The following is a 24,645-nucleotide window of genomic DNA, read 5'->3' as shown; positions in this document are numbered from 1 at the left end:
AGCTTTTATGACAGTATCATCCGACCTACATGCACCCAACTATAAACTATAGCACCCGCATCAGTAAGCTTCCGCACCTGCCGGGACCTTATATTGAAGTGCTGCCAGATGTGGTACAGCAGTTAGGCGGTAAGTTTAAGATAAGACTACTCTGCACCTTAAATGATAAGCTAACTTTCCAGGGTGGGTTAGTGGCCTTGGGTGGAGGAAGCGGCTACATCAGTATCAACAATGCACGGTTAAAGCAATTGAATTTAAAACCGGGCGATGAAGTACGGGTGAGGCTGAAGCCAGACAACAGTGAGTTTGGGGTAAATATTCCGGAAGAGTTAGCCGAACTATTCGCACAAGATGATGAAGGGAAGCGCATGTTTGAGTTACTACCGCCTGGTAAACAGCGTTACCTCATCACGTATGTGGCCGACGTTAAAAGTAGCCAGCTTCGCATCGACAGGGCACTGCTATTGGTAAATAATCTGAAACAACTGCCTGCAGGCAAGGCCTCTCTCCGGGATATACTCGCTAAATAAGCTTACTGATCAGCTACACGCTTAAGGATAGTTTCTACATCCTTCACTAGTTTGTTTCTGTCGAATAGCTGGCGGGCTATAGTTGCGCCCCTCTCTCCTGCTACTGCAAGTTGCTCCGACTCACTCAGCACCTGTGCTATAGTTTGCGCTAATAGTGCGGGCTGTTCTGCAGGTGTATACCAGCCACAACTATAGTTTTCAACAAATTCTTTCGTCCAGCCTGGGTTGGTAACTATAACTGGTGTTCCGCAGGCCAGGCTATCGTAAAATTTGGCGGGTGAGTTAGAGCGCAGCACAGGCAAGTCGTTAAACGTCACCAACGACAAATCAGCTAGCTTAAACAGCGTAAAAACATGGTCGCGGGGTTGAGGCTTAAGCAGGATAAGATTCGGTACGCGTTGCGCCAGCGCCTGTAGTTGCGGCTCGTAGTAACCAGTGCCGGCCAGCACAAAAACTATAGTTGGGTTGTTTGTCAGCAGTTCTATAGTTCGCATGATAGTTGGGATGTCGTTCGCACGGCCATAGGTGCCCGCATACAATACAATCTGCTTGTCGTGCAGCTTATAGTTTGCCCGGATAGCTTCTACTTCAGCTTCTGTTACAGCGCTTGCCTGCTCAACATCGGTGCCATTCAGAACAGTGGAAACTTTGGCCGGATCAATGCCTTTGGCAATTACATAAGCCGTCATGTCCGGTGAGAGGGTAATGATGTGCGAAGCCTGTTTATAGAGCGATAGCTCCATCCGGTAAAGCAGGTTCTGCAGCCACTTATATTTTACTGCGCCCATCTCTATCGGGAAGCTCGGCCACAAGTCCTGCACTTCAAACACCCACGGCACCCGCCTTAACCTTGCCACCTGTGCGATAACAAAAGGCACCGACAGTGGCACCGACACCGCCCACATCACATCTGCTTTAGGCAAGCGCATCAGTTTAAAAAAAGAACAAGCCGCAAAAGCCACAAACGATACCAGCCTGGGCAGTACACCCATTTTGTTCGCATAAGCTACCTTACATTCATGCAGCTCTACACCATCAGGTACCCAACTATAGTTGCGCTGCATACGCAAGGCACGCCAGGCATTGGTAGCTACCAGCGTAATGCGATGCCGCTTCGCCAGCTGCTCCATAAAGGTATATTGCCTGCACGTGGCAGGACAATCGGGGTTAGCGTGGTGCTGATGAAGGATAGAGATGCGCATCAGGGGAGCCGGAAAGGATTAGCGCTTCTCCGGTTTATATTTCGACTCGTTAAAAATCTTTTTGTAGTCCGTTTCCGCCATCAGCTCAGGGAGTGTTACTGATGGGTTACGTTCCATATACTTCTTCACGATCTGCCAACCTACCCAGGCACCGAGCCTACCTGGCGCTTTCGCATCAATTTCAGGTGTATTAGGGCGCTCGCCGGTATACTTTTGTATCAGGAAAGGGTTCTTTTCATAAAGCAGGCTCTTTTCAATAAAATGAGCCCAAATGCGGCCTTCGTTGTGGTAAATATCAGCAACTTCCTGATCGCTGTAGCCAATTATAGTATGCTCCGGTGTGCACGGCATCGCGGTTTGCACAAAATAGTACGCCTTACCAGCATTTATCATCTCAGACAGCATGTTGCGGTCTGCCAGATTGGTCTTGTTATACTTATTGGAGAGCAGCAGAATTGCAGCCGGCACCATGTATTCTTTTTCGTAACGATTCAAGATATACTCATACACCTGAGGACGATACAGGGCATCCTTTCCTATAAAGAACTCCAACCCAAACAGCACCAGACTATCCGATACCATTAAATCCTGGCTCAGACCGGTTACAAATGTCTGTACACGTGGTGGCTGGAAATCAGGGTAATAATATTTGATAACCTTAAACGCTACTTCCAGTTGCTCCTTTTCCTGCTCCATGTCGCCAAAGGTTTTCATGGCCTGGCGTGCAAGCGAGTCGAGCGACGGATTGGTAGCCAGCCCGTACAAGGAATTCACAAGAATAGAATCGTTAGGATAGTTACTGGCCTGCAGAAACTTTTCAGCAAAAAGCGGGTGTTCGTTCAGAAACTTTTTGACTTCCTGTTTGTCTTCAATATCAAAAAAGTCTTTCTCAAGCCGTTCTATAGTTACTTCAATCGGAATGCGGTCAATCTCTTTTGGTATCTCGCAGGTATTGCTGCTGCAGCCAACTAAAAAAAGAACTAAGGCTATATATACTATTCTATATGACATTACTGTTTATTTTTGTACAAAAATAGAAGGTTCCTGCGTAGTAAGGAAACGTGAACATTACAAACACTTATACAAATGAAGAAACTCACATTTTTATTCCTGTTTTTGTGCTTCGGATATGGCGCAGCAGCTCAGGTAGAAATAGGTTTAATGGTATCGCCAACTATATCGGGCAACCGTTTTATTGCCGAAGATAGGTATAACTTCGAGAAAGAAAACAATAACCTGCGCCTTGGTGTGGGTGTGGTAGCCGATTACTTTTTTGCTCAGAATTATGCCTTCAGTACCGGCCTTGTGTACCGTAGCAAAGGCAGTGAGATCAGCTATAACTATACCCGCGACGAAAACGGCAGCAGCATCAACACACAGGGTAAGGACGATATTGCCATCCAGTATATAGAACTGCCATTAACCCTTAAGCTCTTTACCAACGAAATAGCACCTCAAACTATTTTATACTTCCAGGTAGGCGGCTCGCTCAACACCAAAGTTGCTGCTAAGGTAAATGATAGAAAAGTGATTGATGGCGAGAAAACGTCTAAGCGCTTCAACATTTTTGAGGCGGCAGTAATGCTGGGCGGAGGAACCGAATTTCAGTTCGGCGAGAGCACCAAGCTTTTTGCAGGCCTTACCTACCACCGCGGCCTTTCTGATATAGACAACAAGTACTATAGCAAATTGCTCGGCGATAAAAATATATCCCTTAAGAACAACGGCGTTTCATTAGATGTTGGCGTTAAGTTCTAAGCTGCAAACTATAGCAACTCAAAAGAGCCGCTCTGGAAATATCCTGAGCGGCTCTTCTTTTATAGTTTAATCTTCTTTTTCCTGCACAATGCTTTCCTCTGCTAAAGCGGTGCGCAATTCTATTTCTTCGCCACGGTCATCCATCACCTTAAAGTCGGTAATGCCAAGCGAAGTATCTTTTACGAGGCTCACCCACCTGAAATACTTAAAGAACCATTTAACCTGTTTCGAAATAAGTCCTTTTGTATAGTAATCGTACACAAACGGGTGCAGGTAAATAGTTAAGTTTTTGTGGTTGTGGCTCACAAGCAGGTCGTCTACAGCTGCTTCAATTTCATCTGTTACCAGTATACTGGCCGATATTTTTCCGGTGCCGCCGCAAGTTGGGCAAACTTCTCCGGTTACAATGTTTTGTTCCGGCCTTACACGCTGACGCGTTATCTGCATCAGGCCAAATTTAGAGATTGGGAGAACTGTAGATTTTGATCGGTCTCTCTTTAATTCTTCCTTTACAACCTCATATACTTTCTGGCGGTTTTCCGGCGACTTCATATCAATAAAGTCAACCACTATGATACCACCTATATCCCGGAGACGTAGTTGGCGGGCCACTTCGCGGGCTGCCATCATGTTTACGTTCAGAGCCGTAGCCTCCTGATCGGTTTCGGTATTAGATTTATTCCCACTGTTTACATCAATTACATGCAGTGCTTCGGTGTGCTCAATTACCAGGTATCCGCCGCCTGGTATTGTAACTGTTTTCCCGAAAGCAGCCTTTAGCTGTTTCTCGATGTGGTAGTGTTCAAAGGTCTTGGTTTTGCCGGTGTACTGCTTCAGGATCTTTATCTTATCCGGTGCAATACTGCCGATGTATGTTTTGATCTCATCATAGAGCTGGACATCGTCCACTACTATATTGTCAAAACTTTCGTTTAGCAAATCCCTCAAAATGGAAGAAGAACGGCCAAGCTCGCCTATTACTTTGTCGCAAGGCTTTGCTGTTTTCAACGTCTTAAAACCATCTTCCCAGTTAGTGAGCATGTTACGCAGGTCTCTGTCGAGTTCTGCCACATCACGCCCTTCGGCCACCGTGCGGATGATAACACCAAAGTTTTCTGGCTTGATCGACGTGATCAGGCGTTTTAAACGGGTGCGTTCATCTTTACTAACGATTTTTTTAGATACACTTACCGTGTTTGAAAACGGCACGAGTACCAGGTATCTACCTGCAAGGGAAATTTCGCAGGATAGGCGTGGCCCTTTTGTTGAGATAGGTTCTTTAACAATCTGCACCAACAGCTGCTGTCCTTTTTTGAGCACATCAGCTATTTTGCCCAGTTTGTCTATCTCTGGTTCAAATTTTAACTGGTTTAGTTTTGGCGTTGCGTTCTTCTGAGTCTGTGCTACCTTAACAAACTTATTAAGTGTTTTAATATTGGCACCCAGATCATGATAATGCAGGAATGCATCTTTCTGGTAACCAATATCAATAAAGGCAGCATTAAGGCCTGGCATTACTTTCTTTACAGTACCAAGAAAGATATCGCCAACAATGTAGTTGGTATCTTTTCGCTCGTAGTGGTATTCTACTAAGCGTTTATCCTGTAAGAGTGCAATGCGTTCTCCATCCTGAGTAGAATTGATGATTAGTTCATTACTCAATTTCTCTCAAAGATTTAGTGGATGTATAGACCAAAGCCCACATTGCGGTTGCAAAGTGGGCTCCCTGAAACGCAGAAGAAATTACTTCTTCTTATGTCTGTTTTTTCTCAGGCGCTTCTTTCTCTTGTGCGTAGCGATCTTATGTCTTTTTCTTTTCTTTCCGCAAGGCATAGTCTTGGAGTTTTTTTATTTGTGGATAATCTCTTTTAATTATTGAAGTCGGGCCAGGTACTCATCAACTGAGGCAGCCAGCGCCGGATCATCTCTCATTGTTTTCACCTTGTTAAACAAGGCCTTTGCTTCTTCATTCTGCCCGGTCTCAGCCAGCGATACAGCCAGGTAGAAATTACCTTCTACGTGTGCCGGGTTAGCTTTTACCAGGTTCTGGAAGTGCCCAACCGCTTTATCATACTGCCCAGACTGTATAGAAAGTATCCCCAGGTTAAACAGGGCTTTCTGGTTGTTCGGGTCAGCAGCAATTACTTCGCGCAGCATCGTTACACCCTGCATTGGGCTGGAGCTGGCAATATAGGTCATGGCTACGTTTGTTTTTGCATCCAGGTCGGCAGGGTTGTTTTTTAACACCTGCTCATACATGGCACGCGCCTTGGTTCCCAGTTCTGCAGCACGCTCCTGCGATGCAGCATAAGTAAATGCTTCGAAGTAATTATCACCAGCTCTGCGGTAAGCACGCTCGCCTGGTCTTGCCTGTGCTACGGTCTCAAAATAATAACCGGCGCTATCATATCTACCAGCCGAAGCATAAGCCTGGGCTAGTTCGCCGGCAAGCAGTGTGCGCTGCTGCGTTTCGGTAGCTTTATTGTAGCGGGTTCTTATAGTTGCCAGTTCCATCAGCTGCTCAGGTGTAGCCTTGGTATGTGGGTCGGAAGTTGTAGCACCGGTTCCTGTACCATGGTCATGCCCATCATCAGCAGAGTGGCCTTCTGGCAGCGTGCTTTCGGCACCGTTAGCGGCAAGCTTATCTTCTTTATCGTTTACAACCACCTTTGGCAGAAAGAAAATACCTGCGATCAGGGCAATGGCCACTATAACTATAATAAGCTGGTTACGTGTCATTTCTATAAAAATTTAGTTGGTTGTAAAGATAAAAGTATCAGAATTCAGTCCGCAAAGATACGAAAGAATTAAGAATGAGCCAGTTCTTTAATCTTTTTGCTGTTTTTGATCTTGGCAATGAACGTTTTAGATGGCTTAAAGCTCGGGATAAAATGTTCATCGATGATGATCGAAGTGTTTTTAGAAATGTTACGAGCTACCTTTTTGGCGCGCTTTTTATTTACAAAGCTTCCAAAACCTCTCACATAGATGTTGTTACCATCAGCCATAGAGTCTTTTACAACTTTAAAGAAAGCCTCGATAGTTGATTGCACATCAGCCTTATCAATCCCTGTTTTATCAGCAATCTCTGATATTACTTCTGCTTTAGTCACTTTTTTAAGTTTTATAAATTTTAAGATATGTTAAATTCCCAATATAAAAAGGCAATAATTGCACTTCATCCGTAATTTTCGGGGCACAAAGGTAATTTTACTTTTCGAGATGTAAAAGTTTTACGCTTAAATTATTAAGTATAAATTATCCCCTGTTATCATCACCTACTCAATTAATTACACTGCCTGCAAGAGCAAAACAGATCCATATGCCGGCGCAGGTACAAACTTTACATAAAGCGCCGCCTGATTCAGGTATCACAACAAAACAATAACTTTAACAGTTCTACTTTTAGTATCTGCAGCTACCCACTCATGGCTAAACAGGCTCCTTACTTCGCCCAAACACTGATTAACTGGTACAACCGGCATAAAAGAAATTTACCCTGGCGAGCCACTACCGATCCTTATTTTATATGGCTTTCAGAAGTAATTCTGCAACAGACGCGCGTAAACCAGGGCCTGCCCTACTACAATAAGTTTACAGAAACTTACCCTACCGTTCAGGATCTGGCTGCCGCCCCTGAAGATGAAGTTTTGCGACTATGGCAAGGGCTGGGTTACTACTCACGGGCACGCAACATGCACCACACAGCCAGGCAGATTGTGCAGGAGTATGGCGGCAACTTCCCGGATAACTATAGCGAGCTATTGAAATTGAAAGGTGTAGGCAACTATACGGCCGCAGCTACTGCAGCTTTCGCCTTTAAAGAACAGGTAGCCGTTTTGGATGGCAACGTTTTCCGGGTGCTGTCACGCGTGTTTGGAATTTCAGAGGACATTGCACTACCGGCATCACGCAAAGTGTTTCAGGAGCAGGCGAACGAACTGGTGCCTGCCGATGAACCAGATACTTACAACCAAGCCATTATGGAGTTTGGCGCCATACAGTGCACGCCAGTTATGCCAGACTGCCTTTTTTGCCCCCTGCAGCAACAGTGCTTTGCCTTTACGCACGGCCTGGTGCAGGAGCTACCGGTAAAATCGAAGGCTAAAGCGGCACGACCGCGTTATTTCCATTATTTAGTTTTTAGCTGGCAGGGCCAATACTATATGCGCAAGCGCCTGGAAGGCGATATCTGGCAAGGGCTTTACGACTTTTACCTATTTGAAAGCACAGATAAAACACTGGCAACGGAAGCGTTACTGGAGGAGCTTAACGCAGCAGGCATACCCGTTGCAGCGGAACAATTGCAACCTCCCCGTAAAGAGTATAAACACATCCTCAGCCATCAGAAAATAACAGCTAAATTTTACCTGATACACCTCACCGAAAAGCTGAAACCTGAAGTGGAGCAGGAAACACGCCTGGCGCTTTATACGCCCACAGAAATCGATGAAATTCCGAAGCCAATTTTGATAAATAACTATTTGAAAGATGAGAAGATTTTACTACATTTATAAACTGAACTAATAAACTTCTAAATTTGTAGTTCAGTAAGCCATATTGCCTCCGGCTTGGTTGTCGGAGTAGCCCAATTCAATTAACTATTTAACAAAAGTAAGCATGGCAAGTGTAAACAAAGTAATCCTTATCGGAAACCTGGGCAAAGACCCTGAAGTACGACATTTAGAAGGCGGTGTGGCAGTAGCCCGTTTCCCGCTGGCAACCTCCGAAACATTTAAAGACAAAACCGGCCAGCGCCAGGAAAAAACCGAGTGGCACAACATTGTTTTGTGGCGCGGTTTGGCCGAAGTAGCAGAAAAATACCTGCGCAAAGGTCAGTCTGTATTTGTAGAAGGCAAGATTCGCACAAACCAATACCAGGACAAAGAAGGCGTTCAGCGTTACTCTACAGAAATTGTAGCAGATAACATGACTATGCTTGGCGGTCGTGGAGAGGGCGGATCATCGGAAGGTGGCACCAATTACCAAGGCGGCAATACTGCTGCAGCTGCTGGTAGTTTTGGTGGTGGCAGCACTGCTGCAGCCGGCGTTGCTCAAAACGACGAGCCGGACGACCTGCCGTTCTAATTATGTTTAACTAAAACATTACATTTTGGGAAGTTTAGATCCTGGAGACCCCCTGAGTTATAGTTTACTGCAGTTCTTACAAAATACATCTGCTTTACTCAGGATTGAATATATCGCAGCTATAGTTGGCTGTACTATCCTTTTGCTGCTTTCTGCCCTTACATCAGGGGCGGAAGCAGCTTTTTTTTCGTTGCAGGAGAAAGACCTGGCTAACCTCAAAGCCGGCACTCACCCTTCTGACAAACGCATTACAGCACTGCTAGAAGACCCGCGCAAGCTGCTCACGCATTTACTCATCATCAACAACGGCATTAATGTAAGCATCATCACCCTGTTTGCTTACTTTGCCTGGTTGCTTTTCGGGATGCTGGAGTTCTGGGAACTGGCAGGCTGCACGTTGTTTGCCACGTTTCTGATCGTATTTTGTGGTGAGGTGCTTCCAAAGGTATACGCCCATAAAAACCCAGTAACGATAGCCCGTCGTACGGCTCCCGCAATAACTATAGTTGAGCCGCTCGTGCAGCCGCTTGCTAAATTGTTGATGGCCATAAACAGCTGGCTGGATCGTAAGTATGGCACCCGCAACTATAACCAGACGGTACAGGAGTTAAAGTATAGTCTGGACGTAGCCCTTACGAACGAAGACACCTCTCCGGAAGAGCGACGTATTCTGCGCGGTGTGGTAAACTTCGGCTCTATTACCGTTCGGCAGATCATGCGCCCCAGAGTGGATATAGTTGCTTTCCGATCATCGATGACCTTGCCCGAGCTCCTGCCTGAAATTACCAAGTGGGGCTATTCCCGTGTGCCGGTCTATACCGAGAACACCGATAGGATTGAAGGCATACTATACGTAAAAGACCTGTTGCCTTACCTGGATAGAGGGCCTGACTTTAACTGGCAGGAACTATTGCGCGAACCTTTTCTGGTGCCAGACAATAAACGCATTGCCGACCTGTTTGAAGATTTCAAGAACAAGCACGTGCACATGGCCATTGTGATGAATGAATTTGGCAATGCAACCGGCCTGCTTACCTTGGAAGATATAGTTGAAGAAATCGTAGGCGAAATAAACGATGAGTTTGACGACGACGAGATCATCTATTCTCAGTTAGATAAAAATACGTTTATCTTTGACGCCAAAACATCGCTGCACGACTTCTGCAAAATCACAGAAGTTCCGTTCGATGCTTTTAATGAAGTTAAAGGAGAAAACGAGTCGGTGGCCGGATTGATGCTGGCACTTTTCTCACGTATACCAAAGCCGGGCGAAACTATAAACTACGGCCATTTCCATTTCACTATAGAATCTGCGGATAGCAAACGCGTAAAACGAGTAAAAATAAATGTCGGAAGTAAAAAGAAGCGCTACCACAAAGTGGACTAAACTACAATTCGGGCTATGGTTTGCCCTGGCACTTTTAGTTGCATCATGTGGTACGGAGTATATCCCAAAACCAAAAGGCTATAACCGCATCGATCTTCCGGAACAGACTTACCAGCCGCTTAAAGCCGACTACCCGTATTCGTTCGAGTATTCTAGCCATGCCAAAGTGCGCCCCGATTCCTCCATGATTGCGGAGCCGCATTGGATACACATTATCTACCCAAACCTGGGCGCCGATGTGCAGCTAACTTATAAGGATCTGCAAGGCAGCGACAAGATGCTGAATGATATGGTAGAAGATGCCCGTAAACTAACCGGCAAGCACCAGATTAAAGCCTACTCTATAGAAGAAACCGAAATCCGAACCCCAACCGGCGACATGGCCTCTGTTTTTGAGCTTGAAGGCGAAGTACCAAGCCAGTTTCAGTTTTACGTAACCGATTCAACCAAACATTTCCTGCGTGGCGCCCTCTATTTCCGCACCGCCACCCAAAACGATTCATTGGCTCCTGTTATCGAATTTATAAAACGTGATGTAGTGCACATGTTAAACACGTTAAAGTGGCAGGAAGGCAAATAATTGCTGATTGCTGGTTTAAACCTCACAGCGTTTAACAAACCTGTGAGTGTTTTTTTGCTACAGTTAGTAAGACGCTCACAGGTCTTAAAGACACGGTGAGGTCATCCCACAAATCCTGATTCAGACAAAATCAGTATCTTTATCTCATTCATAATTCCTAATTCACACCCATAGGTTTTGAGCAACTTCTTCCATACCAAGATCGAGTATCTGAAAGGGATTGGGCCGCAGCGCGCTGAGCTGTTGCAGAAGGAGCTGAACATGTATACTTACGGCGACCTGATCCAGCATTACCCTTTCCGCTATTTAGACCGCACTCAGTTTTACCGTGTTGCTGAACTAGAGGAAAGCATGCCTTATGTGCAGGTACGCGGGCGTGTGCGGGGGAAACAGCTCCTGGGCGAAGGGCGTAAACAGCGCCTGGCCGCTACATTGGTAGACGAAGCCGGCGACGAGTTGGAGCTGGTATGGTTTAAGGGGGTGAAGTGGATGGAAAAAAGCCTGAAGAACCACACCGACTATATCGTTTTCGGGAAGCCGACGGAGTTTAACGGTAAGTTTAGCATGGCCCACCCCGAGCTGGAAGAACTGAGCGAGGTAAAACAAACTACAGCTTTCCTGCAGCCAGTTTACAATACAACAGAGAAACTAAAAGCTCACCGCATCGACAGCAAAGTGATCTCGAAGTACATCGAGACACTACTGAAAATTGCGGCTCCCAACATACAGGAAACCCTCTCCCCTGACCTTATTGACCATTATCGCCTCACCGACAAGCGTAGTGCATTGCAGAATATCCACTTTCCGGAATCGGTAGAGAAGTATAATGCAGCCAAGTTCAGGCTTAAGTTTGAAGAGCTTTTTTACGTGCAACTGCGCCTGCTACGTCAGAAATTTGTGCGTCGCGCGGACCTGGCCGGGCAGGTTTTTAAGCAGGTGCCAACCGTAACTGAGTTCTACAAGAACCACATGACTTTTGACCTGACGGGTGCGCAGAAAAGAGTCATCAAGGAAATCTACACCGACCTGACATCGGGCAAACAAATGAACCGTTTGCTGCAGGGTGATGTGGGCTCCGGCAAAACTATAGTTGCCTTTATTACCATGCTGATAGCTGCTGATAACGGAGCGCAATCAGTATTAATGGCCCCTACCGAGATTTTGGCAGACCAGCACTATACCGGATTAAAGGCATTTGCCGACCGCTTGGGTATAAAAATTGGTAAACTAACCGGCTCTACCAAAGCTAAAGAGCGCCGTGAGCTGCACGAGCAGCTTCGCTCCGGCGAGATGAAAATGATCGTGGGCACACATGCCTTGCTGGAAGATGTGGTACAGTTCCATAACCTGGGCTTGTGTATAGTTGATGAGCAGCATCGTTTTGGCGTGGAGCAACGTTCCAAACTATGGCGTAAGAACCCGCGTGTTATTCCGCATGTGTTGGTCATGACCGCCACCCCTATACCGAGAACGCTGGCCATGACACTTTATGGCGACCTGGATGTATCGGTGATAGATGAAATGCCGGCTGGCCGTAAGGAGATCATTACATCTCACCGATTTGACTCCCACCGTTTGCGTGTTTTCCAGTTTGTGCGCGACCAGATAAACCTGGGCCGCCAGGTGTATGTGGTTTACCCGCTGATAGAAGAATCGGAAGGCATGGACTATAAAGACCTGATGGACGGCTACGAAAGCATACGGCGGGCTTTTCCGGAGTTCCAGGTAAGTATGGTGCACGGCAAGCTAAAAGCACAGGATAAAGATTACGAAATGCAGCGCTTTGTGAAGAACGAGACGCAGATTATGGTGGCTACAACTGTAATTGAAGTAGGTGTGAACGTACCAAATGCTTCAGTTATGATCATAGAAAGTGCTGAAAGGTTCGGGTTGTCGCAGTTGCACCAATTGCGTGGGCGCGTTGGCCGTGGCGCCGAGCAAAGCTATTGTATACTCATGACAGGCTACAAACTCAGCAAAGACAGCAAAACCCGCCTGGAAACCATGGTGCGCACCAATAACGGATTTGAGATTGCCGACATAGATCTGAAGTTACGTGGACCCGGAGACCTGATGGGTACACAGCAAAGCGGTGTGCTTGATCTACTCATCTCAGACCTTGCTAAAGATGCACCGATACTTCAGGAAGCGCGTGCTGCTGCACAAAGAATATTACAGGACGACTCACAACTGGAAAAGCCCGAGCATCATAATATCCGCAGGCATATTCAGTCGTTGAGCGCTAATACTGTAAACTGGAGTCGTATCAGTTAATATCCCTACTCTATAATTGCCGGTTTCGCTAATAAATTCTTTACAGGTTTATCAGGCACATCTGTGGATAATTGCGTATTACCGCCGGTTTTATGTACCGGCAGATGCTCCTGTGCACTATGCTGTGTTGTGCTAACTAAAACCTGAGGGCTCTCAGCAGGACTGGTTGCCAGTTCGTTTTCCTTAGTTAATTTGCTTATCAGTAAAAGTGCTGTAAATAATAAAATCTTTAGTATAAATTTCATTCAAATCATAGTCATAATAGGTTTACAAGGTGTAAACTATACTGGTTACAGCCCTTCGTGGCTATTGGGTAAACTATAGGTTTATACTGCCGAATGTATTATTTTAAGCTGTGAGCAAACATGTCAACATGATCATATAATAGTACATCCTTACTCAACTATAGCTTAGAATTTTAGGTAGGCTTCTGATTTTTTATTAGCCAGAGCGTATCTGCTATAGTTCGTTTCAGCACTGAAAAAAATCTCTTGGTAAATCTGGAGCTATAGTTTAAGTTTGAGATAACTAAACTGTTTTTACCTGTGAGAACCCTGCTTTTTATCCTTGTTCTTTCATTGCTGAGCGCAACAACTATAGCCCAATCCAGAACCCGTGGCACAATGCCATTCGAGTATCATCCGGATCTCTCAGAAGACAGGTATAACCAGCGAATCACAAACAAAACCATCCCAACAGGCCCCGAGGAATTTGTCATTCTGAGCCGCAAGGCAGATGGCAGCTATGCTGTAGAAAAATATCAGGCCAGATTAAAGCAGCAGTGGAGCACCGTGATTCCGCTTACCAATGCGCAAACGGTATATGCATTTTATACTACCAAAGATGCGGCCATGGTAGTAGCATATCAGAAAGACGGAGCAAACCAGCAACTATACGGTTACTACATTGACCTGGCAAGCGGTGCACTGAAAAATAAGCAGGTATTATTAGAAAGCCCGGTTACAAATCGCGAGCCAGGCGTAGCGTTCTCGCAGGATGGCTCCAGGTTACTGGTTTATGACTTTAAATCCGATAGCAACTATAAGATAAGAAGTATAAACGGATCCTTGTTCGATGGCAGGCTGGCTAAATTAAAAGACGTAAACTATAACCTGAACGACTTGCGCGATATTTTATCTGTAGATATACAGGTAAGCAATAACGGTGACCAGTACATAAGCCTGATCTCCGACAACATGAACCGACTGACGGTGCGCCGCTACACTCCTAATGACCCGAAGGCAAAAGTGATGAGTGTGCTGGTAGGAGGCGTATTTGATGGCAGGAAAGTTTACATTATGGATTCCCGGTTTAAGCTGATGGCCGACAACCAACTATACGGTGCTGTAATAACTGCTGAAGAAGCCTCAGGTTTATACCATAGTCTGAAAGCTGTAAAGTTTGATTTTGAGAACGAGGACATGGTATTTGCTGACGAATTCAGGTTCACCGCTGACTTTTTAGGTAAAGTAAACGATTTGAACAAGACGGACCAGAACAAGCCAAAGCGCTTTTCGGATATTTACCTGACAGACCTTCTTAAAACAGACGACGACAAGCTGCTTGTGCTGGCAGAGAAGAAATATACGATGGGCGGAAAATCATCGCCCTACTTCGCAAAAGAGATGCTGCTGTTCGCCTATACCGAATACATGGGTGCAGACTGGAATTCAGTGCTTATGAAACACCAGGAGGCCCCTGCCGAAGATGCCTTCTCTGGAATTTCATACAGTGCTTACCTGAACGGTAAAACCCTGAGCCTGCTTACGCTGGAAGAGTTAAACGGAAAATACGACCTGTATTTGCGCCAGATTGACACCAAAACCGGCCAAACCAGCGAACCAAAAGGAGTTCGCCTGAATGTAGCCAACGACAAAGAACTGGCTTATGTAAAAGACTTTACAGCTTGGTTCTCAGATAAAGATGTAAGCGTGGTAGTACGCCCTAAGAAGCGCGATGCCAGCCTTAAACTATATCATATTCAACTAAAATAGTTTTTAAGGTATAGCTGCGACTGCTTCTTGATATGATTTGCTTCAGGGTAATGCTTTAGTCTTTTGGTAAATGATGCCAGCTGCAGGCACATATGCGAAAAACCGACATAGTTTACGATATCTACATACATCTTAAACTCTTTCCGGGAGCCATCCAGTACGCCCAGCTTATCCACCTTATAGGTGTTCATGGCGGACCATGGCATCCAGCGAACTACTTTTTTGTGGCGCAGCATGTAGCGGTTTATTGCCACCTCCAGCTGGTAGCATTTCAGCTTCTGTCTTAAGACCTGTTTCAGGTCTGCAGTCTGCAGGATACGCTCGCCAGAGAGGAGCACATCGCTACGATACCATTTCACAAACCACGGGGAGTTTATGCGTCGCATGATGATCATATCCACAACAGTATAGTTGCGGTAAGCTTCCAGAGCAGCTTCCAGCTCATCTTTGCGCAGGTCCTGGAGATCGGCATCCATCATAAGTAAGGTATTGTGCCGCACAAACTGCAGACCATGTCTTATAGCTTCTGTTTTGCCTTTGTTGGCTGTTAAACGCAGCACCTCCACTTTAGGCCAATGTTCTTCTATATAATCCGCAGTGCCATCTACGGAGCCATCATCTACGCATATAACCTGCTCTATAAATCTTGTACTAGCTATAACGCTTACCACCTGGGCAATCCGCTCACGCTCATTAAAACAAGGTATAAGGCAGGTTACTTTCATAGCTTGTATCTAAACACTGTTTCTAACGCCTATATCAATACGTAAAATGCGCCGTTGTTTTGGTTTAAGGCTTGTAAATTTTAGTAACAGATACTCCGAAAGCCGGCAAAATCACCTTCTGTGAAAAAGAAAAGGCTCCCTCACTAAGAAGAAGCCTTTCCAAACTATAAATTGTCAGAAGTTAATAAACGTATTCGTTTGCTTCGATAAGCGCTGCTGCAATACGACGACGGGCGTCTTTTGTATTGTACAGATCTTTCTTGGTGAAGCGTTTTAAGCCCATAAACAACAGTCGCTGCTCATCGCCTTCAGCCATAGCTGCAATGGCGTCTTTACCAGCTATAAACGACGCATCTACCGCATCATTTACCACCACTCGAGCAATATCAATCTGGTTGGCAGCAGCTTCTTCACCTTTGTTGCTCACCAGTTTCTCCACGCGCAGCACCGTAGACTCTGCCACATAGGTTTTAATCGCCATGTCTGCAATGGTCATCAGGATCTCCTGCTCTTTTGCCAGTGATTGCATGTACTTTTGTACGGCTGTGCCTGCTACTAACAGAATAGCCTTTTTCAGGTTACGGATAGCTTTATATTCTGCAGCAAATAAGCCGCCTTCTTCTTCCGCACCAAAATCTGGAATAGCCATCAGTTCGTTCTGCACGTTCTGCGCAGGTCCCATCAGGTCAAGTTCACCGTTCATGGCTTTCTTCAGAATCATGTCCACGGTAAGCATGCGGTTGATCTCGTTGGTGCCCTCAAAAATGCGGTTGATACGTGAATCTCGGTAAGCGCGATCCATTGGGTAGTCAGCTGAGAAGCCATAGCCACCATAGATCTGCACGCCTTCGTCTACCACATAATCCAGCACTTCAGAGCCTTCTACTTTCAGCATAGCGCATTCCACGGCAAATTCTTTCGCAGCACCAAGTAATGCCTCGTTCTCGTCTTTGCCGGCAGCCATCAGTTCCTGCTCCATGCGGTAAATATCCATACCGGCACGGTATTGCGCCGATTCTACAGCATAAATTCTGATTGCCTGCTCTGCCAGTTTATGGCGGATAGCACCGAACTTAGAAATAGGCAATTTAAACTGCTGGCGCTCATTGGCATACTTAACTGACAGGTCAGCTACTTTTTTAGAAGCACCCAACGTAGCAGCGCATAGTTTAATACGGCCAATATTCAGGATGTTGAAAGCGATCAAATGGCCTTTCCCGATCTCTCCCAGCACGTTTTCTTTTGGCACTTCACAGTCTGTTAAGAAAACCTGGCGTGTAGAAGAGCCTTTGATACCCATCTTATGCTCTTCGTTACCTAAGCTCAGGCCAGGGTAATCTTTCTCAACTATAAAACCTGTGAATTTATCACCATCTACCTGTGCAAAAACGATGAATACATCCGCAAAACCAGCGTTTGTGATCCACATCTTCTGTCCGTTCAGGATGTAGTGCGTACCGGCCTCATTCAGTACCGCTTTGGTTTTAGCTGCCAACGCATCCGAACCAGAACCTGGCTCTGTTAAGCAATAAGACGACATCCACTCGCCGCTCACCAGCTTTGGAATGTACTTTTGCTTCTGCTCCTCAGTGCCAAAGTATAAAATTGGAAGTGTACCAATACCTGTGTGCGCCGCAAAAGCAACCGGGAACGAGTGACCACCACCTACTGATTCTGTAACCAGCAGTGACGTGTTAAAGTCCATGTTCAGGCCGCCGTACTGCTCTGGTATAGATACTGCGAATAAGCCAAGCTCCCCTGCTTTTTTCATCAGGTTCTCCATCAGGCCTTCTTCGTGGTTATCCAGTCTGTCAAGCAAAGGCAGCACTTCTTCCTGCACAAAATCCAGGCAGGTCTGGGCCATCATGCGTTGCTCTTCGGTAAAATCTTCGGGCGTAAATACGTCCTGCGGATTCGTTTCCTTTATCAGGAACTCACCACCTTTAAGTATCGCGGTTTTATTTTGAGTTTCCATTGGAATGATATGTTTAAGGTTTTGGATACTGTTTTAGTTAGTTTAATTATGCTGATTTTATTGGCACTTGCGCTGGCGCGGATCTGTGATCCGTGACTTGCCTATAAGGTCGGATTTGTAATCCGACTGGGCCAGAGGCCCAACTATAGTTCGTTACGAGCGAAGACGCTCGCGCCATGGAGTGCTGCTACTTCAGCAATTCATAAATCCCAGCCACACCCTGGCCACCACCTACGCAGGCGGTTACCATGCCATACTTTTTGCCTAAACGGCGGAGCTCGTGGAACTGCTGTACGCTTAGCTTAGCACCGGAGCAACCCAGCGGGTGACCTAAGGCAATTGCACCGCCATTCACGTTAAGCTTATCCGGATCAAAATCCAGATGGCGCATTACCGCGATAGATTGGGCAGCAAAAGCTTCGTTCATTTCGATCAGGTCGATATCGTTCAGCGTCATGCCAGCCATTTTCAGGGCTTTCGGCACAGCTGCGATCGGGCCCATACCCATGATGCGTGGATCAACACCACCGGAAGCATAGCTCACTAGTCTGGCAATCGGCTCCAGGTTCAGTTCTTTTACCATGCGCTCGCTCATCACGATTACAAAGGCAGCTCCGTCCGAGGTCTGAGACGAGTTACCGGCTGTTACGGTACCGCCCGCTGCAAACACCGGTTTCAGTCGCGCCAGCGCCTCCAAAGATGTGTCGGCACGTGGGCCTTCGTCGGTATCTACCACATAAGTGCGCGTCTTCTTTTTGCCGTTCTCGTCCAGGTATGTTTCTTCAACGGTAACCGGCACGATCTGCTCTTTAAAGTAACCATTCTTGATCGCGTTAATAGCCTTCTGGTGCGAGTTATAAGCAAACTCATCCTGGTCTTCGCGGGTAACGCTATAGTCTGCGGCTACCGCTTCGGCAGTTAAGCCCATGCTCAAATACCAGTCAGGGTTGTTTTTAGCGATTTTATAGTTTGGTACCGTCTTCCAGCCAACCGTTGGCACGAGCGACATAGACTCCGTCCCGCCTGCAATGATACACTCGGCCATACCAGCCGAAATACGGTTGGCCGCAATGGCTATAGTTTCCAGCCCCGAACCGCAGTAACGGTTTACCGTCATTCCACTAACCGACATCGGCAACGCCAGCAGGGAGATCATTCGGCCAATCTGCAGGCCCTGCTCCGCTTCCGGTACCGCATTACCAACTATAAGGTCGTCTACACGCTCCGGATCTAAGCTTGGAACGGAAGCCAAAAGGTGTTTGATGACATCGGCGGCCAGGTCATCAGGTCTGGTGAACCGGAACCCGCCACGTCCCGCTTTACCCACGGCGCTACGAAATCCGGCTACGATATATGCATTGTTCATATTTTCTAATTGCTAAATTGTTAAATGGTTGATTGTTGATTTCTCGTTAAGAGCTTAATCATTACCCATTATTCATTAGTCATTAATTTCTCAGCGGCTTGCCTGTAGTCAGGATGCTCTGGATACGCTCCAATGTTTTGCGCTCACCTGTTAATGACAGGAAGGCTTCGCGCTCCAGGTCCAGCAGGTACTGCTCGCTTACTTCAGTTGGTGCAGACAAGTCACCACCACACATTACATAAGCCAGTTTCTGAGAGATCTTCAGGTCATGCTCCGACATGTAGCGACCTGTCATCATAGCGTTGGCACCTGTCAGGAACATTCCTAATGCTCCCCGGCCCTGCACTTTAATGTCTGTGCGTTGTACCGGTTTCGTGTAGCCAGATTCGGCCAAAAGTATCGCCTGCGCTTTCGCATCGGCTATCAGGCGGTTACTGTTTATAGTTATGCCATCCGATTTGCGCATAAAGCCCAGGTCAACCGCTTCTTTAGCCGATGTAGAAACTTTTGCCATACCAATGTTCAAGAACACGTTTTTCAGGTCGTTCAGCTCTATATCACCGTCGGCATACATATCAGCAGCACGAAGCGTCATTTCTTTGGTACCACCACCGCCTGGTATCAGACCAACACCAAACTCTACCAACCCCATGTAGGTCTCAGCAGCAGCCTGTATGTGGTCGACGTGCAGGTTAAGTTCGCAGCCACCACCCAGCGTTAAGCCATGAGGAGCACCCACGACTGGTATAGCTGAGTAGCGCATGCGCATCATGGTGTTCTGGAACTGGCGGATGATCATGTTCAGTTCATCGTAATCCTGGTCCAGGGCATACATGTAGATTAAGCCTACGTTTGCACCGGCAGAGAAATTAGCTCCCTGGTTACCAACTACCATTCCCCGGAAATCTTTTTCAGCAAGGTCAATACCTTTGTTGAGTGCCATGATCACGTCGCCGCCCATGGTGTTCATTTTGGTATGGAACTCTACGTTCAGGATCCCATCACCTAAATCAGTTATAGTTGCTCCGGTGTTTTTCCAGATTATGTTGTTGCCACGCAGGTTCTCCAGAATAATAAAATTCTCGGCACCCGGTATGGCTTTGTATTCTTTGCTTTGGATGTCGTAGTAACGGCGCTGACCATTCTCTACAATGTAGAAAGACTCTTTGCCGCTGTTCAGCATTTCTTCTACCCAGGCCGCAGGCTGATAACCGGCTTCGGTCATGCGCTGCACACCTTCGCGGGCACCAATGGCATCCCAGTACTCAAACGGACCAAGCTCCCAGCCAAAGCCGGCACGCATGGCATCGTCTATTCGGTATAGTTCGTCGGAGATCTCAGGTATGCGGTTGCTCACGTACTGGAACAAACCATAAAGTGACTCATTAAAGAATTGTGCAGCTTTATCCGACTGGCCAGAGAACATTTTCACACGCTTCTTCAGGTCTTCGATCGGCTTCAGTACTTCCAGGCTCTGGAATTTGGCGCGTTGTTTCGGTCCGTACTCCAGCGTGTTCAGGTCCAGTGTCAGGATCTCGGTTTTGCCTTTCGCGTCTTTTGTCTTTTTATAGAAGCCCTGACCAGTTTTATCGCCCAGCCACTTATTCTCTACCATTTTCTGCAGGTAGCCCGGCAACTGGAACAGCTCTCTGGACTCATCTTTCTCGCCTGTCTGGTAAAGTCCGTTTGCTACGTTAGCTAAGGTATCCAAACCAACCACATCCAGCGTTCTGAAAGTAGCTGACTTCGGACGACCGATGATAGGGCCGGAGATTCTGTCTACTTCATCTACATTCAGGCCCAGTTTGTTCATTACCTGCAGGCCCTGCATAATGGCATAGATACCCACACGGTTGGCAATAAAGGCTGGTGTGTCTTTCGCCAGTACAGTGGTCTTACCTAAGTACAGGTCACCGTAGTGCATCAGGAAATCAACTATAGCCGGATCCGTTTCAGGCGTCGGGATGATCTCGAGAAGCTTTAAGTAGCGTGGCGGGTTAAAGAAGTGCGTACCGCAGAAGTGTTTTCTGAAATCATCAGAGCGGCCTTCCAACATTAGGTGAATCGGAATGCCTGATGTGTTGGAAGTGATAAGTGTACCAGGCTTGCGATGCTGCTCCACCTGGTCGTACACCAGTTTCTTTATTTTAAGGTTCTCTACTACCACCTCAATGGTCCAGTCGGCAGTAGTGATGTCCTTCATGTTGTCCTCGAAGTTACCTGTCTGTATCAGGCTTGCATCTGACTTACGATAGATTGGCGACGGGTTGGAAGCGATAGCAGCTTTTAGCGAACTATCAACAATGCGGTTACGCACAGCTTTGCTTTCCAGCGTCAGGCCTTTTTTCTCTTCGTCAGGCGTCAATTCCTTTGGTACGATGTCGAGTAGCAGCACCTGCACCCCGATGTTGGCAAAGTGGCACGCAATGCGCGAGCCCATCACACCGGAGCCAAGTACGGCTACCTTCTTAATAATCCTCTTCATAGAATAGCTTATAGTTGTCTATGGTTAAAATATCTCTTTATTCTCGATCATGCCCTGAATGCGGCTGCACACTTTAAAGAACGTTTCCAGCTCTTTGTCCGGAATCTGTTCCCGCACTTTGTGGTTAAACTGTTTTACCGTCTGGCGCGATATCTCCTTTTTCTCCAACCCTTTCTCCGTAAGGAAGATGCGTACCAGGCGTTTATCGCTTGGGTCCGATACTTTATAGATCAGTTGCTTCTCTTCCATGCTCTTCAGGATGCGGGTAAGGCTGCGAGCCTCCAAACCAAGCAAAGGAGCTATTTTAGTAGCGGGCGTGCCTTGCTCCTGATCAATATTAAGCAGCACAAATCCGATGGATGTAGTAATATCTGCCTTGGTCGCTTCTGTGTTATACATACGCGAGATGGCGTGCCAACATACTTTAAAGTTATAGTCTACAGTTTCTTCCGGCTTCATTGTCATACATGGTGTATACCAAATATAAACAAAATTGTTATGCTTGCATACCTTTTTAACAAAAAATTTACTTTAGCCTTCAGCGCAACCACTGAGGTTAAATTATATACCATACAAGCATAGTTATAGTTAACTAACAGGCGGGACTGGTTATAGTTTTGAAACTATGGTTGGCGTTAATAAAAAAGCCCTTCTGGTGAGGGAGGGCTATGATCGTTATAAGCTATCGAGTAAAGATTGGCTAGGCGTAAAGTTAGGCGGGGGAATTATAACATCTTTAGCAGTGCTAAACTTATGATTCCCGCTCTTCCTCAGTTCCTGAGCTTCTACTATTTCTACTAGCTCCCTAATCTTACCCTTATTTTTAGCATCAAGAGCACCTCTAAATCGCACTTCCCCATTAAACATCGTAAATGCAATAGAGAAGAATGAAGCATGCTCTTCATCATAATTCACAAACTTTAGGGTGTTAAAATCAATCGAATCAAGCACAGCAAGTACTTTACTCATACTTAAAGAGTCTAGTGTACCAGTATAGTTTGCTTTTATAGGACAGCAATACCGGTTTCTTAACCGATAATTGAAAGTACCATCCTTGCGAATCTCATAGTCTTTGTCATATTCCTCATTATTCCACCCTTGCATCACAGAGAAAGTAATCTTTTCGAAATGAATTTCGCTTTGCACCTTAGTTTCTTCTGGCTCAAAATCATCAGCAACTATAATTTTGTCTTGTTTTTGCTCCTTACAGGCAAAACAAAGTAGAGCTAAGAAAACAAATGAACATCTGAACATGGCAGCTATAGTTTGTTTCATAAAAAAATCATCCTGAAAAGTCCCGAACTATAGACAGGACTCCTCAGGATGACAAAAAAGATTTAACAATCTATAGCTTGTGCTAAAAGATAACACAGCTATAGTTAATAGTTTAAAACATGCTATCGATCTCTTTTCTATAGTTTGCGCTGATGATTTTACGCTTCACTTTCAGGGTTGGCGTTAGTTCACCGGTTTCTACGGTCCACATGTTTGGGATAAGCGTAAACTTCTTGATGGTTTCGTACTGCGCCAGTCCCTGGTTTGCTTTATCGATCTCGCGCTGAAACTTATCCAGAACCTCCGGCTTTCTGATCATTTCGGCATCAGAAGTATATGAAATTCCTTTGTGCTGGCACCAGTCCTGCAGGCCAAGGAACGACGGAACGATAAGTGCAGCGGCATACTTCTGCCCTTCACCCACAATCATAACCTGCTCTATCACTACCGATTCCTTCAATTTATTCTCGATAGGCTGCGGAGCAACGTACTTACCACCCGAAGTTTTAAAGATCTCTTTCTTACGGTCAGTAATTTTCAGGTACTTACCACTCACCATCTCCCCGATATCACCGGTATGGAACCAGCCATCGCTGTCAATTACTTCAGCAGTCAGGTCGTCGCGCTTATAGTAGCCCTTCATTACGTGCGGTCCGCGGGTTAGAATTTCACCATCCTCTTCCGAGATTTTCACTTCTACACCATCTATAGGCAACCCTACTGTCCCGATCATGTTGTTTTCAGGCTCAAAACGGTTTACAGATATTACCGGCGAAGTTTCTGTTAAGCCATAACCTTCCATTACCCGGATGTTGGCCGACCAGAACACACGCGCCAGGCGTGGCTGCAGTGCCGCACCACCTGAAACGATGGCAATTACGTTACCCCCTAGGGCCTCGCGCCACTTACTGAAGATAAGCTTATTTGCCAGTTCCAGTTGTTTGTTGTACCACCAGCCCTGGTCTGTTTGAGTATCATATTTAAGGCCAAGCTCCAGTGCCCAGAAAAATAGCTTACGCTTAACACCAGTCAGCTCCATACCTTTTGCCACGATCTTGTCATAAACTTTCTCGAGCAGACGTGGAACAGTGGTAAATACGTGCGGCTGTACTTCTTTCAGGTTATCGGCTACTTTCTCTATGCTTTCGGCATAGTAAATAGATACCCCCATACGCATGTATAGATACAACAGCATGCGCTCAAAAATATGGCAGAGCGGCAGGAAACTAAGCGCGCGGTGGGTGTTATTTACCGGTACGTAAGGCACAGTACCCTGCACATTGCTCACCAGGTTATCATGGGTAAGCATCACGCCTTTCGGGTTGCCGGTCGTGCCGGAAGTATAGATAATGGTTAAGGTATCGTCAGGGGCAACAGAAGCACGCATTTGATTCAACTCATCTGCCTGGTCAGACTGCTTGCCCATTTCCACTATTTCGCTCCAGTGTTTGGCGCCATGCACCTCATCAAACGTATAGATCTCCTTTACGCTATCCATACCATCAGTGGCAGCAACTACTTTGTTGTATAGTTCGCTGTCGGATACGAAGATGGCCTTTACCTCAGCATCGTTAAAAATGTAGCGGTAGTCCTCTACGGTTATAGTCGGGTACATCGGCACACTAATAGCACCAATCTGCTGGATACCAAAATCAGCAAAAACCCATTCTGGCCGGTTAAAGGAGATGATGGCGACCTTGTCGTTTTTACCGATGCCCAGCTTCAGCAGGCCAAGGCTCATAAGGTTTGCCATGTTCTGCACATCCTGGGTACTATACTTTACCCACTGCCCGTTCACTTTGGATACAAGGCAATCAGGTTGCGGGTAATTCTCCAGCTGGTGCGACAACAGATCAATAGTACGGGTGATACTCATGTTAGTGTAGTTTGATTAAGGTTGCTTGCTGCATCTGCAGAACAGGGAAGCCTGTTACAGGCCTTTGTTAGTGCATTTTACTTATTTTTTTTCATTTACGCTACTTTCAGCCGCACAAAATATTTATTTA

Annotated in this window: 21 protein-coding genes; 8 read left to right on the top strand and 13 right to left on the bottom strand. The window is 46.2% G+C overall.

Features of this window, described 5'->3' with window-relative positions:
- The first annotated feature begins 29 nt into the window (after nucleotides 1-29).
- Nucleotides 30-530, top strand: coding sequence for a YdeI/OmpD-associated family protein (locus GXP69_RS18145; protein WP_163916916.1), 501 nt, complete (start codon nucleotides 30-32; stop codon nucleotides 528-530).
- A 2-nt stretch (nucleotides 531-532) separates the two neighbouring features.
- Here GXP69_RS18145 and GXP69_RS18140 read toward each other — a convergent pair whose 3' ends face one another.
- Both GXP69_RS18140 and gldB read right to left on the bottom strand, forming a co-directional pair.
- Nucleotides 533-1,732, bottom strand: a complete 1,200-nt coding sequence (locus GXP69_RS18140) for a glycosyltransferase family 4 protein (protein ID WP_163916914.1) — start codon at nucleotides 1,730-1,732, stop codon at nucleotides 533-535.
- A gap of 18 nt (nucleotides 1,733-1,750) precedes the next feature.
- Nucleotides 1,751-2,743, bottom strand: coding sequence for a gliding motility lipoprotein GldB (gene gldB, locus GXP69_RS18135; RefSeq protein ID WP_163916912.1), 993 nt, complete (start codon nucleotides 2,741-2,743; stop codon nucleotides 1,751-1,753).
- Nucleotides 2,744-2,818: 75 nt separating this feature from the next.
- Between gldB and GXP69_RS18130 the strand changes: the two genes are divergently transcribed.
- Nucleotides 2,819-3,490: a porin family protein gene (locus GXP69_RS18130; RefSeq protein ID WP_204282091.1), complete on the top strand. Its 672-nt coding sequence runs from the start codon at nucleotides 2,819-2,821 to the stop codon at nucleotides 3,488-3,490.
- Nucleotides 3,491-3,556: 66 nt separating this feature from the next.
- Here GXP69_RS18130 and GXP69_RS18125 read toward each other — a convergent pair whose 3' ends face one another.
- From GXP69_RS18125 to GXP69_RS18115, 3 genes are all read right to left on the bottom strand, one after another.
- Nucleotides 3,557-5,152, bottom strand: a complete 1,596-nt coding sequence (locus GXP69_RS18125; RefSeq protein WP_163916910.1) for an Rne/Rng family ribonuclease — start codon at nucleotides 5,150-5,152, stop codon at nucleotides 3,557-3,559.
- Nucleotides 5,153-5,362: 210 nt separating this feature from the next.
- Complete coding sequence (locus GXP69_RS18120; protein ID WP_163916908.1) at nucleotides 5,363-6,229, bottom strand: tetratricopeptide repeat protein; 867 nt, start codon at nucleotides 6,227-6,229, stop codon at nucleotides 5,363-5,365.
- 68 nt (nucleotides 6,230-6,297) lie between these two features.
- Nucleotides 6,298-6,603 carry an HU family DNA-binding protein gene (locus GXP69_RS18115; RefSeq protein ID WP_007655567.1) on the bottom strand — a complete coding sequence of 102 codons (306 nt, stop codon included), beginning with the start codon at nucleotides 6,601-6,603 and terminating at the stop codon, nucleotides 6,298-6,300.
- A gap of 315 nt (nucleotides 6,604-6,918) precedes the next feature.
- Between GXP69_RS18115 and mutY the strand changes: the two genes are divergently transcribed.
- The 5 genes from mutY (at nucleotide 6,919) to recG (ending at nucleotide 12,819) form a co-directional block, all read left to right on the top strand.
- Entirely contained in the window at nucleotides 6,919-8,007 is a 1,089-nt protein-coding gene (gene mutY, locus GXP69_RS18110; RefSeq protein ID WP_163916907.1) for an A/G-specific adenine glycosylase, read from the top strand.
- A gap of 103 nt (nucleotides 8,008-8,110) precedes the next feature.
- Nucleotides 8,111-8,578 (top strand): single-stranded DNA-binding protein, encoded by a 468-nt coding sequence (locus tag GXP69_RS18105; protein ID WP_163916905.1) that lies wholly within the window; start codon nucleotides 8,111-8,113, stop codon nucleotides 8,576-8,578.
- Nucleotides 8,579-8,603: 25 nt separating this feature from the next.
- Entirely contained in the window at nucleotides 8,604-9,965 is a 1,362-nt protein-coding gene (gene gldE, locus GXP69_RS18100; RefSeq protein ID WP_235925823.1) for a gliding motility-associated protein GldE, read from the top strand.
- Nucleotides 9,925-10,545 (top strand): gliding motility lipoprotein GldD, encoded by a 621-nt coding sequence (gene gldD / locus GXP69_RS18095; protein WP_163916903.1) that lies wholly within the window; start codon nucleotides 9,925-9,927, stop codon nucleotides 10,543-10,545. Before gldE ends, gldD begins: the two co-directional genes overlap by 41 nt.
- A gap of 177 nt (nucleotides 10,546-10,722) precedes the next feature.
- On the top strand, nucleotides 10,723-12,819 hold the full coding sequence (gene recG / locus GXP69_RS18090; RefSeq protein WP_163916901.1) for an ATP-dependent DNA helicase RecG: 2,097 nt from the start codon (nucleotides 10,723-10,725) through the stop codon (nucleotides 12,817-12,819).
- 5 nt (nucleotides 12,820-12,824) lie between these two features.
- On the opposite strand, the gene GXP69_RS18085 is transcribed toward recG, so the two are convergent.
- The gene (locus GXP69_RS18085; protein ID WP_163916899.1) at nucleotides 12,825-13,064 is read right to left on the bottom strand and encodes a hypothetical protein; all 240 of its coding nucleotides are present in this window, start codon (nucleotides 13,062-13,064) and stop codon (nucleotides 12,825-12,827) included.
- A gap of 300 nt (nucleotides 13,065-13,364) precedes the next feature.
- Between GXP69_RS18085 and GXP69_RS18080 the strand changes: the two genes are divergently transcribed.
- A complete protein-coding gene (locus tag GXP69_RS18080) occupies nucleotides 13,365-14,813 on the top strand; it encodes a hypothetical protein (RefSeq protein WP_163916898.1) in 1,449 nt (482 codons plus the stop codon).
- Here the strand turns inward: GXP69_RS18080 and GXP69_RS18075 are convergent.
- From GXP69_RS18075 to GXP69_RS18045, 7 genes are all read right to left on the bottom strand, one after another.
- Nucleotides 14,801-15,538 carry a glycosyltransferase family 2 protein gene (locus tag GXP69_RS18075; protein WP_163916896.1) on the bottom strand — a complete coding sequence of 246 codons (738 nt, stop codon included), beginning with the start codon at nucleotides 15,536-15,538 and terminating at the stop codon, nucleotides 14,801-14,803. The two genes, GXP69_RS18080 and GXP69_RS18075, sit on opposite strands and share 13 nt — an antisense overlap.
- A 181-nt stretch (nucleotides 15,539-15,719) precedes the next feature.
- Nucleotides 15,720-17,513 (bottom strand): acyl-CoA dehydrogenase family protein, encoded by a 1,794-nt coding sequence (locus GXP69_RS18070; RefSeq protein WP_163916894.1) that lies wholly within the window; start codon nucleotides 17,511-17,513, stop codon nucleotides 15,720-15,722.
- 187 nt (nucleotides 17,514-17,700) lie between these two features.
- Nucleotides 17,701-18,879: a thiolase family protein gene (locus GXP69_RS18065; RefSeq protein ID WP_163916892.1), complete on the bottom strand. Its 1,179-nt coding sequence runs from the start codon at nucleotides 18,877-18,879 to the stop codon at nucleotides 17,701-17,703.
- A gap of 82 nt (nucleotides 18,880-18,961) precedes the next feature.
- Entirely contained in the window at nucleotides 18,962-21,364 is a 2,403-nt protein-coding gene (locus GXP69_RS18060) for a 3-hydroxyacyl-CoA dehydrogenase/enoyl-CoA hydratase family protein (RefSeq protein WP_163916890.1), read from the bottom strand.
- 24 nt (nucleotides 21,365-21,388) lie between these two features.
- Entirely contained in the window at nucleotides 21,389-21,823 is a 435-nt protein-coding gene (locus GXP69_RS18055; protein ID WP_163916888.1) for a MarR family winged helix-turn-helix transcriptional regulator, read from the bottom strand.
- A gap of 216 nt (nucleotides 21,824-22,039) precedes the next feature.
- A complete protein-coding gene (locus tag GXP69_RS18050) occupies nucleotides 22,040-22,639 on the bottom strand; it encodes a hypothetical protein (protein ID WP_163916886.1) in 600 nt (199 codons plus the stop codon).
- A 112-nt stretch (nucleotides 22,640-22,751) separates the two neighbouring features.
- Nucleotides 22,752-24,515 carry an AMP-dependent synthetase/ligase gene (locus GXP69_RS18045; RefSeq protein ID WP_163916884.1) on the bottom strand — a complete coding sequence of 588 codons (1,764 nt, stop codon included), beginning with the start codon at nucleotides 24,513-24,515 and terminating at the stop codon, nucleotides 22,752-22,754.
- Nucleotides 24,516-24,645 lie beyond the last annotated feature (130 nt).

Source organism: Pontibacter burrus (assembly GCF_010686685.1).
GTDB classification, from domain to species: Bacteria; Bacteroidota; Bacteroidia; order Cytophagales; family Hymenobacteraceae; genus Pontibacter; species Pontibacter burrus.
Note: the sequence above shows the minus strand (reverse complement) of the source record. Positions and strands in the feature narration are given on the sequence as shown.